We start from the raw sequence: 10,913 nt of genomic DNA, 5'->3' as shown, positions 1-10,913 counted from the left end.
ACGAACAAGGCTATCAAGAAGCGATATTAGTACGAGATGGAATTGTAACGGAAGGGTGTCATTCAAATTTCTTTATGGTGAAAAATAATAAATTGATTACACATCCGGCTGACAATTTTATTCTACACGGCATTACACGTCACTACGTTATTACATTAGCGAAAGAGTTACATATTGAAGTAGAAGAAAGAGAATTTTCACTTCAAGAAGTGTATGAGGCCGATGAGTGCTTCTTCACAGCGACGCCACTTGAAATATTCCCAGTCGTTCAAATTGGTGACGAGCAGTTCGGGAACGGCGAAAGAGGACTGATTACAAAGAAACTCCAAGTTGCATATGAAGAAAGTATTCGTTTGTTTAAAGTTACGAACTAATATTGAAGAAAAAAGCTGGTATTACTCCAGCTTTTTTTCATGATATAATTCAAGCATAGGACAAGATTTGAAAACGCTGTAAAAAGGGGATTTAATGTATGAATTATGAAGATTTTAAAGAAGTAATTCACGGTAGACGAAGTGTTAGAAAGTTCACGGAACAAGAAGTAGCCACTAGTGATATAAAAGAGATTATTGATTGTGCTCGTTATGCACCGAGTGATACAAACTCACAAACTTGGGAGTTCTTGGTCATTATGAACCGAGAGAAAATTAAAGAAATTGAACAAATGACATGGGATGCATTACATAAACTTGCGGCAAAAGCGGCAGAAACCGGAGAAGAGAAAGCGGGGAAATTACTTACACGTTCTTTCGGACCATATGCAACAGCTTTCTCGGAGGCACCAGTATTAATCGTATGTTTGGCAACGCCATATGCATCAAAGTTTCGTGAAAAGATATTTGATCCGATTGCTTTTGTTCCAGATTCAGTTTGGGAAGAAGAAGGAATTAAGAGCAGCTGTTTAGCGGCACAAAACTTAATGTTGGCTGCACATGCGAAGGGGCTTGGTACATGCCCAATGACAGGACCGGTATTGTTAGCTCAAGATGAACTACGACAATATTTACAAATTGAGCCTGAAAAACAAATAAATATGGTTATATCGCTCGGTTTTCCGAAAGATAAGCCGAAGAAACTTCCAAGAAAAGAAGTAGATGAGATTACAACATTTGTTTTTTAAAGCTCAAAATAAAAAGACATTGAATAAACAATGTCTTTTTATTTTGGATAGGTATGCAATTAATCTGTTAGGCTAAAATGATAGATAAGAGGGAATTATTATTTATCCCAATTTATTTCATAAAAAAAATTAATGTTCTATTAAGGAAAGTATGATACATTAATCGTGAGCAATATTCTATTTGTTCATGAAAGTGTTGAAAATAGTTTTAAAATTTAAAAGTTATTTTTGTATAATAAATTATAATGAAATGACAGGGGGGATGAATTTTGAAAAAATTCATAATCACTGGATTGTCTGTATTGTTATTAGCCGGTTGCGGCGCTCCACAAGAAAAAGAGGGTGCGCAATCAAAGCAGGAAGAAAGAGTTGTAAACGCAAGTAATGAGAATATAGTAGTATTTCCTGAAGGAGCAGTGCCAGTCGGAGAAGGAAAAGTAAAAGTTATTACACCAGACGGTACTTCTGAGAATGGTAATATACCAGCTGTATTCATTAAAAAGGATACTTTAATTCAACACGTTGAATTAGAGCTCTCTAATTTTCAAAATGATAAAGAAACATTCGTATTTGTAGATCGAGTGTTTGCAGATAAATATCAAGTAACTAGTACAACACAGACAACAGTACAATTAAAAGAAAAGACGCTTGAAACAGGTAGTCATACGATTACGGCAGTTCAGTATGAAAACAATGACCCGAAAGGAAAGGTTATTAGTTTTAATCAAGCAACATTCGAAACAAAACCAGCGTCATAAGAAGAATAAAAAGTACATTACTCAAAAAGTAGTGTACTTTTTTGTTTATACTAGAGGATGTAATAGTGAATCACTTGTTTCGTTTTCTAATATGATTAAATTAGGAAGAAATCACTTGTTACTACTATGACAGAGAAAGAGGTTGAAGAGGTGAACCGGTGTATTTGTATCATCTTGATTAATATGATGATGTCAGTAATTTGGTTTATGATATAGGAGGTTATGCAAGTTACGCTCCATTATCAAATTCATGACTTATTAATAGTGGCTATTTGTTTTACCCTTGTTTAGCAATTATATGATAAACTCGGAATAAGGTAAGTTTCAGAAGAAAAATGTAGATATTTCATTTGAAATGTCGAATAGTACATACGATGTCGTAATAACAAATTTTCTATTGTTTACTGTGAAACAGGAGAAGGAGAGATAGTAATGAAACGAGCTCTTATAAATATTGATTATACATATGATTTTGTAGCAGAGAAAGGTGCTTTAACTTGCGGTAAGCCAGGCCAAGAAATTGAGAAAGAAATTGTACATATAACGAAGAAATATATTGAAAATGGAGATTACGTTGTCTTTGCGATCGATAAACATGAAGAAAATGATGTATATCATCCTGAATCAAAATTATTCCCGCCTCATAACATAACGGGTACAAATGGAAGAGATTTGTTTGGTGAATTACAAGATGTGTACGAAACATATAAAAATGCAGAGAATGTATATTACATGGATAAAACGCGATATAGTGCATTTGCAGGAACAGACCTAGAGATGAAGTTACGAGAAAGAGGAATAGAAGAAGTGCATCTTGTAGGGGTTTGTACTGATATTTGTGTTCTTCACACAGCCGTAGATGCTTATAACAAAGGATTTAAAATTGTAGTTTATGAAAAGGCAGTTGCATCTTTTAATGCGCAAGGGCATGAATTTGCACTTGGACATTTTAAATCTTGCTTAAACGCAGAAGTGAAGTGAAAAAAAGAGGCCTTTAAAAAAGGTCTCTTTTTACGTTTAAATTGAGACGAGGTTTTGCTCAATTAATTTTTTTATAAATGGGCTAATATTCTCTGGTAGCTTATCAAAATCAAAAAATTGTACACTTAATGATTCGATCCCATCAGCTTTTAGCAAGCCGCCTTTAATGTCTTTGCAAAGATATGCGATTGTTATAGGATAAAACTCATCCCCGTTTGGTAATTTTACAAAAAATTCTTTTCCAGAAAATACGCTTATTAACTGTAAGGTTCCTATTTCAATCCCTGTTTCTTCGAACACTTCTCGTCTCCCAGCTTCTTCTGTTGATTCACCAAGTTCAACGAATCCACCAGGGACACCCCAAATACCATTCTGCCTTTGTTGAAGTAATATTTGTCCTTGTTTATTGAAAACAGCTACAGCAACTCCTGCTAGATTGAGTGGTCTGGATCCGACAATTTTTCTAAGTTCTTCAATATACCCCATTGTATGTAACCTCCGTAAGAAAAATAAGAGCAAATATACTATTCGTTGTTATGTTAATATTTTCCTCTTTATAAGAGGGAGAGATGTCATATAACTTATTTGTTTTATTTGGTAAAATATACATCAAAAAGGGTCAAACAAAATCTTTGACCTTTTTTGACCAAGTGTTATAATAAAGACAGAAAGAGATAATCTTTCATTCATAAATAATAAGGAGGAAAAAATATGCGTAATTTATTTCCAGAGATAACAAAACGTCAAAATGGTATTTTTGATTTTGGGCCTTCTTTATTAGAAGGGATGACAGATGCTTTCTTTAAACCGATGAATATGGATACTTTTAAAGTAGATGTTCATGAACAGTCTGATAAATATACAGTAAAAGCAGATTTACCTGGTTTTCAAAAAGAAAACATTCAAGTTGAATTTGAACAAGATGTATTAACGATTCAAGCAACTAATCATAATGAAGTAGAAGAAAAAAATGAGAATGGCATATATATTCGTAAAGAACGTTCTATAGGTTCTGTAACTCGACGCTTTAATTTTCAACAAGTTGAGGAAGAAAATGTTAAAGCAAATTATAAAGATGGCGTACTGACAATTGAATTGCCAAAATTGAAAGAAGAAAAAAACAGTAAAACAACAATTAATATCGAATAAAAGAGCTGATAAATTCAGCTCTTTTTTTATCTAGTTAATGAATAAATTAGTTGAAATCGTAATGAGTAGAATAACCTTTTAACGTTTAAAAAATTTCACGATTAGCTCCCCTTAGGTTATTAAAAAGGGTATATTTAAAGGGAAAGGAAAAGAACAGCTAGACATACTGTTTAAAGTGAATTAGTAATAAAGTCAAAATACATAGTAAGGGTAGCAGCATTTTAGAGTAGATAATAGATTTTCCTAGAACAAACTGAGACGATTATGAATTTTTTAATTAGTAAGGAAGTGGTTAGATGAGTTTATTAACGTATACTGAAGAATTTTTTAATTATGTAAGAGAGTTTTTACTTTTAAGATTTTTACTATTTGCTTTCGTTCTAATCATTATTTCATTTGTCATAAACCGCATTATTGATTGGTTTTTTAGGAAATCAAGCTTTTTTGATGAAGAGGTAGAGCAAACGATTCAAAGTGTGATTCGATCTATTTTTAGATATATCATTATCATTAGTCTAATCATATATTTAATTAGCCAATTTGTAGATATAAAAAGTATCATTGCAGGCGCAGGGATAGCGGGGGTTGTTATCGGTTTTGCTGCACAACAGATGCTGAAAGATGTTATATTAGGCTTTGCGAGATTAGCGGACAAAGAGTTTCGTGTTGGCGATTTTGTTACTTTTAACGGAACAAACTCAGGAACGATTGAGGAAATTAGTATTCGTTTTATGCAAATTCGTGAATGGTCAGGAAAACTCCTTACTATACCACACGGAGAGATTAGAACGATACAAAATTTTAATAAAGGCTGGATGCGCGTAATTGAACGAATTACGGTAAGTTATCAGGAAGATCCGACAAGAGTTAAGGAATTGTTAGAGGAAGTTTGTGTGAATTGTAATGAAAAATTGGCCCCAAGTCTTTATAAAGTAGAGAATGAAGCTGTTGAACCTTTTAAATATGTAGGTGTTACAGATTTAAATCCGAATCTGAAATACGTTGGATATGAATTTTGTATTACAGGTTTAATAAAGCCAGAAGATTATTTTGAAACTTCTAGACAAGTAAGATTTGAATTAATGTCTATATTTCATAAGAATCGAGTACAAATGCCAGCAGCAAATATGGTCGTTACTACTGAAAGTTTACAGCATACCCATAGCGGACAATCTGTATCGGACAGCTAAAGTAGAATAGTTTGGTAACGGAAATGCTGCTTTCAACATTGGATAGAAAAATAATAATAAAATGATCGATATAAACAAAGAGCTGAAGAAATTCAGTTCTTTTTAATTTGTAGAATTTAGAAATTTCTTAATGTTATAATGATAGATGGTGATGAAAATGAACTTTGAAGAAAAAGAGATGCATCGTTTAGAGGCATTAAAAGCAATTGCTGAATTATTAAATGAAGCAACAGACTTACAAGACATGTTGGAAAAAGTGTTACATACATTGTTACAAGTTATGAATTTACAAACAGGCTGGATCTTTTTTATTGATGAAAGTGGAAAGTACCGTATGCTTGTAGATCAAAACTTACCGCCAGCTCTTACGTGGCAAGAGAAGAAGCCGATGTGTGAAGGAGATTGCTGGTGTGTAGAGCGTTTTGTGAATGGCAGATTGGAAAAAGCGACAAATATTATTGAATGTAAGCGAATAGAGGATGCGATTGAATGTAATTGGGGAGATACCGAAAATGTTACGCACCATGCGACAATTCCCCTTAGGTCTGGATCGGAGAAGTTTGGTCTATTAAATGTCGCCTCTCCTCAAAAAACACATTTTTCAGAGGAAGAATTAGCATTATTAGAATCAATTGCATTTCAAATAGGAACAACTATACAACGTATTCAATTAGTAGAGAAAGAACGTAAATATGTAGTTGTAGCAGAACGAAATCGACTTGCACGTGATTTACATGATTCAGTAAAACAATTGTTATTTTCTATCATGTTAACCGCAAAAGGTACTCTAAATATGACGCAAGATAGAGACTTGCAAGAGATGTTGAGCTATATTGGAGAATTATCACAGGAAGCATTACAAGAGATGACACTCTTGATTTGGCAATTAAGACCGGAAGGATTAGAGAAAGGATTAGCTGAAGCAATTAAAAATTATGGAAAGTTGTTAGGGATTCACGTGGAAGTTCGAATTGATGGAATGGTTTCAATTGGTGATGAAATAGAAGAAGTTTTATGGCGTATTAGTCAAGAAGCGATACATAATTGTAAAAAACATGCTTCGTGTGAAAAGGTAAATGTTCTTTTAAAAATAGAAGATAACCAGTTATATTTTTACATAGAGGATAACGGAATAGGATTTATACAAGATCAGGTACGAGAGTCAGCACTCGGTTTAAAAAGTATGAAGGAACGTATTCAGTTAATGAGGGGATCATTTCAAATAAAAACGGAGCTGAAAAAGGGTACGAAAATTGAAATTCAATTGCCAGTTTGAAGGGGAGAAGAAGGTTGAAAATTAAATTACTACTAGTTGAGGATCATCATATCGTTCGAAGAGGACTTGTATTCTTTTTGAAAACGAGAGAAGAATTTGAAATTGTTGGGGAAGCAGAAAATGGAGAAGATGCGTTAACATTCGTCCAAACAAAAAGGCCAGATGTAGTATTAATGGATCTATCAATGCCGAAGATGGATGGCATCGAAGCAACAAAACAAATAAAACAATATGATGAAACGATAAAGATACTAATATTAAGCAGTTTTTCAGAGCAAGATTATGTTTTACCAGCACTCGAAGCCGGAGCAGATGGTTATCAATTAAAAGAAGTACAACCTGAGCAACTTGTAGCTTCTATTATTGCAGTACATGAAGGAAATACGAATTTTCATCCGAAAGTAACACCAGCACTATTAGGACGATCAGTAGTCAAGAAAGAAAACCCTTTTTCTATGTTAACGAAAAGAGAACAAGAAGTACTTCGTGAAATTGCGCAAGGGCGAAGTAATAAAGAAATTGCAGCAGTGCTTCATATTACAGAACAAACTGTAAAAACACATGTTTCAAATGTTTTAGCTAAATTGGAAGTAGATGATCGTACGCAAGCTGCATTATATGCGGTGAAATATGGGGTTATTTAGGAGGAGTGTATGAAAGTAAGGGCTACATTACAGCGGTACATGTCAAGTTTGTCTGAGGCTAGTTATTTTAATGGTACGGTACTGATTGCAAAAAATGATGAAATATTGTTAAGTGAAGCATTTGGAACAGCGAATTTCACATTTAACATTCCTCATACTATTGATACAAAATTTCGAATTGGTTCATTAACGAAAGGGTTTACCAGTACAGCAATTTTACAATTAGAAGAACGTGGATTGCTCTCGGTAGAAGACTCAATTTCAAAATATATAGAGGGATTCTCTTATGGAGAAGATGTTACAATTCACCACCTATTAACTCACACATCGGGTATTTCAAATTTTACAAGTTGGCCTAATTATTGGTCGGATATAATGAGAAAATCTGTATCTAAAGAAGACATTGTGCATGTATTAAAGACGTACCCGTTAGAGTTTAAACCAGGTGAGAGATATAGTTATACAAATTCTGGTTATATTTTATTAACAATTATAATCGAAAAGATTACTGGGTTATCATATAAAGAATATATACATAAATATATATGTCAACCACTTCAAATGCATAATACTGGATGTGAGGATGAGGGTAGAGAAATAGTAGAATTTTTATCAACAGGATATACGATATTTGGAGATATAAAACAAACTGAACATATTGATATGTCATTTCCACTAGGGGCATATGGAATGTATTCGACAGTTAAAGATTTGTTTAAATGGCATAAAGCATTGCGTAGTAGAGAGGTGATTTCAGAAAGTTCACTTCAAAAAATGTTTACTGCATATTCGGATCATTATGGATATGGTTGGGCTATTGAACAAGAAGAATATATTTCTACTAGTCATTTTGGTGATATAAATGGTTTTGTGAATTATTTGATTCGATATGAAAAAGATAATGTTTGTATTATTGTACTAAGTAATATAAATATTACACCGGTCATAGAGATTGCAAATAACATAGCTAAGATTATAAATGGGGAAGAGATTCAGATGCCGAGACCTATAAAGGTGTATGAGGTGAATTTTTTCGATAAATTAAAATGTGTGGGGAAATATATAACAGAAAACAATGAAGTAATTCAAGTTATAGAAAAACAAAATAAACTCTATGTTATAGTGCCGAAACGTTATGGTGTGTTGTATAAACTTGAGCTGTATCTTTGTTCTTTTCAAGAGGAAGTTGCAATGTTTCGAACGAAATACGTTGATGAAAAAATAAAAATAAATACAAAAACAGGATCATTATCTTTTGAAGATGTTACGAAAAAATGCATAAAAGCTAATAAAATATATAGTGAAGCTGAATAAAGGTTTTTCTTCTTTCAATAATTAGGTACAATAAAGTGAAACTTTAATCAGTGGAGGGGCTATTCCCCACTGATTATAAGCGCATACCAATTGTGTTTTTACGGGATAAAGCTACGATGGAGGGAGAAGATATGCTATGCCTGGTACAAGAAGTGGGATTGGAAAGATTCAAGCTTCGTTAAACGGTTTATCACCGAAGTTGCGAAGTATTGCTGAACATATTTTAAAACATCCACAAGATGTTGTACATAAATCTATTACTGAATTAGCAGAAGTTACGAATAGTTCTGAGGCTACGATATTTCGCTTATGTAAACACCTTGGTTTGCAAGGATTCCAAGATTTAAAGATTACATTAGCTCGTGAAATTGTCCATACACCGATGCAAAATATTCATGAAGAAGTATCAGCAGAAGATAGTATGGTAACTGTTGCCAAAAAAGTTTTTCATTCACATATTACAGGACTACAAGATACATTGCATTTGTTAAATGATACGGCATTAGAGCAAGCTGTAAAAGTTTTGAAAGAAGCAAATCGAATCGAGTTTTACGGAAATGGTGGCTCTGGTATTATTGCGATGGATGCATATCATAAATTTATGAGAACGGGTATTTCATGTATCGCTCATACTGATTCGCATTTTCAAATTATGGGAGCAGGTTTACTCTCGAAAAATTCAGTTGTTATCGGCATTTCTCATTCTGGTAGCAATAAAGGGTTACTTGAAGCGTTAGAAGTAGCGAAAGCAAGAGGAGCTAAAATTATTGCGATTACGAGCTATCAGAAATCGGCATTAAGTCAACTAGCTGATATTACATTATACACTTCAACACGTGAAACGGAATTCCGCACAGAAGCAAGTTCATCAAGATTAGCGCAGTTAAGTTTATTAGATACTTTGTACGTTGGGTTATCGTTACAACGCCAAGAAGAAACGTTGCAAAATTTACAAAGTATCCGTGAAACAATTTCGATGAAACGAATATAAAAAAGAGGCTGTCCCAAAAGGTGCTTTTTAGCCAAAATCGAATAAAAAGTGAAAGGCAGAAATGTTGATTTTATAATGTTTCTGCCTTTTCAATTTTATGTGATCTTACTTCGAAAGAGACTTATGAGACAGCCCCTTTTTTATTAGTGAATAGTTTGTTTATTTATTTTCTTGTAGAAATATGTGACCTACTTATAGCCAGTGATGACTCTCATTTTAAAAAATAAAAACCGATTTATACAACAATTCAAACATTGTTCATAATTTCACAATTTGTTTTTGAATTGTCATGTTATGATGAACATGTAATGATGATTGAACACTTAAACTTGGCACAATGATTAGCCAAACTAGTGAAGACAGAAGTTGTGAGATGAACTCATGAAAAATTCTAAAACACTAAAGGGGAGATCACATATGAAAGCAGTAGTAGTTAATAAAAATAGTAAAGCAAATATTGAAATTATTGAAAAGGAATTACGTCCGTTACACTCAGGTGAAGCGCTAGTAGATGTAGAGTATTGTGGGGTTTGTCATACTGATTTACACGTTGCAAATCATGATTTTGGAAACACAGATGGCCGTATTCTTGGTCATGAGGGTATAGGTATTGTGACGAAAATTGCTGATGATGTTACTTCACTAAAGGTGGGGGACCGTGTAAGTATTGCATGGATGTTCCAATCTTGTGGGCGTTGTGAATATTGCGTAACTGGTAGAGAAACATTTTGCCGGGAAGTTAAGAATGCTGGTTATTCAGTAGATGGTGGTATGGCTGAACAATGTATTGTGACAGCTGATTATGCGGTGAAAGTACCAGAAGGATTAGATCCTGCTCAAGCATCATCAATCACATGCGCGGGTGTAACTACATATAAAGCTATAAAAGTATCGAATATTAAACCTGGCCAACCTATCGTCATCTATGGTTGTGGTGGATTAGGTAACCTAGCTATTCAATATGCTAAAAACGTATTTGGTGCAAAGGTAATTGCAGTAGATATTAATGAGGATAAATTAGCCTTAGCAAAAGAGGTTGGCGCTGATATGACTATCAATCCAATTTCTCAAGGTCCTGCTGATAAGATTGTTCAAGATGAGTTTGGTGGTGCTTATGCTGCTGTAGTAACAGCTGTTTCAAAAGTAGCATTCAACTCAGCGGTTGATGCAGTACGTGCTTGTGGTAAAGTCGTTGCAGTAGGTTTACCAGTAGAAACTATGGATTTAAACATTCCGCGACTTGTACTAGATGGAATTGAAGTAGTTGGCTCTCTAGTCGGTACTCGTAAGGATCTAGAAGAGGCATTTATGTTCGGTGCAGAAGGGAAAGTAGTGCCGGTCGTTCAAACTTGTTCTTTAGATAAAGTACAACATGTATTCGAGGAAATGGAACAAGGTCGAATTCAAGGACGTATGGTAATCGATTTTAAACAGCATAATTGTGATTGCAAATAATTCACTTTAAATATAAAAAGTATGAGTCTAGCTAA

The 10,913-nt window shown here is 33.7% G+C and carries 12 protein-coding genes; 11 read left to right on the top strand and 1 reads right to left on the bottom strand.

All coding sequences use genetic code 11. From position 1 onward, the window contains the following. The 4 genes from MR079_RS12280 to MR079_RS12265 form a co-directional block, all read left to right on the top strand. A partial coding sequence (locus MR079_RS12280) for an aminotransferase class IV (RefSeq protein WP_242294030.1) occupies positions 1 to 374 on the top strand: 374 nt, incomplete at its 5' end. Between the two features lie 98 nt (positions 375 to 472). Beyond that, entirely contained in the window at positions 473 to 1,120 is a 648-nt protein-coding gene (locus MR079_RS12275) for a nitroreductase family protein (RefSeq protein ID WP_139867329.1), read from the top strand. 269 nt (positions 1,121 to 1,389) lie between these two features. Then, entirely contained in the window at positions 1,390 to 1,878 is a 489-nt protein-coding gene (locus tag MR079_RS12270; RefSeq protein WP_000713485.1) for a putative periplasmic lipoprotein, read from the top strand. Positions 1,879 to 2,310: 432 nt separating this feature from the next. Continuing rightward, positions 2,311 to 2,859, top strand: a complete 549-nt coding sequence (locus MR079_RS12265) for a cysteine hydrolase family protein (protein ID WP_139867327.1) — start codon at positions 2,311 to 2,313, stop codon at positions 2,857 to 2,859. 36 nt (positions 2,860 to 2,895) lie between these two features. Here MR079_RS12265 and MR079_RS12260 read toward each other — a convergent pair whose 3' ends face one another. Then, positions 2,896 to 3,345, bottom strand: a complete 450-nt coding sequence (locus tag MR079_RS12260; RefSeq protein ID WP_000540510.1) for an NUDIX hydrolase — start codon at positions 3,343 to 3,345, stop codon at positions 2,896 to 2,898. A gap of 225 nt (positions 3,346 to 3,570) precedes the next feature. Here MR079_RS12260 and MR079_RS12255 point away from each other — a divergent pair, with 225 nt between their 5' ends. The 7 genes from MR079_RS12255 to adhP all read left to right on the top strand — a co-directional run bounded on the left by MR079_RS12255 (position 3,571) and on the right by adhP (position 10,878). Further along, complete coding sequence (locus tag MR079_RS12255) at positions 3,571 to 4,008, top strand: Hsp20/alpha crystallin family protein (protein WP_001245060.1); 438 nt, start codon at positions 3,571 to 3,573, stop codon at positions 4,006 to 4,008. Positions 4,009 to 4,304: 296 nt separating this feature from the next. Then, complete coding sequence (locus MR079_RS12250; protein ID WP_242294029.1) at positions 4,305 to 5,198, top strand: mechanosensitive ion channel family protein; 894 nt, start codon at positions 4,305 to 4,307, stop codon at positions 5,196 to 5,198. Between the two features lie 157 nt (positions 5,199 to 5,355). Continuing rightward, entirely contained in the window at positions 5,356 to 6,474 is a 1,119-nt protein-coding gene (locus MR079_RS12245) for a GAF domain-containing sensor histidine kinase (RefSeq protein ID WP_472927142.1), read from the top strand. Positions 6,475 to 6,488: 14 nt separating this feature from the next. Next, the gene (locus MR079_RS12240) at positions 6,489 to 7,118 is read left to right on the top strand and encodes a response regulator (protein ID WP_139867325.1); all 630 of its coding nucleotides are present in this window, start codon (positions 6,489 to 6,491) and stop codon (positions 7,116 to 7,118) included. A gap of 9 nt (positions 7,119 to 7,127) precedes the next feature. Then, positions 7,128 to 8,432: a serine hydrolase domain-containing protein gene (locus MR079_RS12235; RefSeq protein ID WP_139867323.1), complete on the top strand. Its 1,305-nt coding sequence runs from the start codon at positions 7,128 to 7,130 to the stop codon at positions 8,430 to 8,432. Positions 8,433 to 8,568: 136 nt separating this feature from the next. Beyond that, on the top strand, positions 8,569 to 9,423 hold the full coding sequence (locus MR079_RS12230) for a MurR/RpiR family transcriptional regulator (protein WP_139867321.1): 855 nt from the start codon (positions 8,569 to 8,571) through the stop codon (positions 9,421 to 9,423). 417 nt (positions 9,424 to 9,840) lie between these two features. Continuing rightward, entirely contained in the window at positions 9,841 to 10,878 is a 1,038-nt protein-coding gene (gene adhP, locus MR079_RS12225; protein WP_139867319.1) for an alcohol dehydrogenase AdhP, read from the top strand. The last annotated feature ends 35 nt before the right edge of the window (positions 10,879 to 10,913 follow it).

It is taken from the genome of Bacillus cereus group sp. BfR-BA-01381 (assembly GCF_022663555.1).
Classification (GTDB): domain Bacteria; phylum Bacillota; class Bacilli; order Bacillales; family Bacillaceae_G; genus Bacillus_A; species Bacillus_A pacificus.
Note: the sequence above shows the minus strand (reverse complement) of the source record. Positions and strands in the feature narration are given on the sequence as shown.

Coding starts and splice junctions, on each gene's coding strand:
- MR079_RS12260 (WP_000540510.1), bottom strand. CDS start 3,345: ATGGGGTATATTGAAGAACTTAGAAAAATTGTCGGATCCAGACCACTC.
- MR079_RS12235 (WP_139867323.1), top strand. CDS start 7,128: ATGAAAGTAAGGGCTACATTACAGCGGTACATGTCAAGTTTGTCTGAG.
- adhP (WP_139867319.1), top strand. CDS start 9,841: ATGAAAGCAGTAGTAGTTAATAAAAATAGTAAAGCAAATATTGAAATT.
- MR079_RS12265 (WP_139867327.1), top strand. CDS start 2,311: ATGAAACGAGCTCTTATAAATATTGATTATACATATGATTTTGTAGCA.
- MR079_RS12245 (WP_472927142.1), top strand. CDS start 5,356: ATGAACTTTGAAGAAAAAGAGATGCATCGTTTAGAGGCATTAAAAGCA.
- MR079_RS12230 (WP_139867321.1), top strand. CDS start 8,569: ATGCCTGGTACAAGAAGTGGGATTGGAAAGATTCAAGCTTCGTTAAAC.
- MR079_RS12275 (WP_139867329.1), top strand. CDS start 473: ATGAATTATGAAGATTTTAAAGAAGTAATTCACGGTAGACGAAGTGTT.
- MR079_RS12255 (WP_001245060.1), top strand. CDS start 3,571: ATGCGTAATTTATTTCCAGAGATAACAAAACGTCAAAATGGTATTTTT.
- MR079_RS12250 (WP_242294029.1), top strand. CDS start 4,305: ATGAGTTTATTAACGTATACTGAAGAATTTTTTAATTATGTAAGAGAG.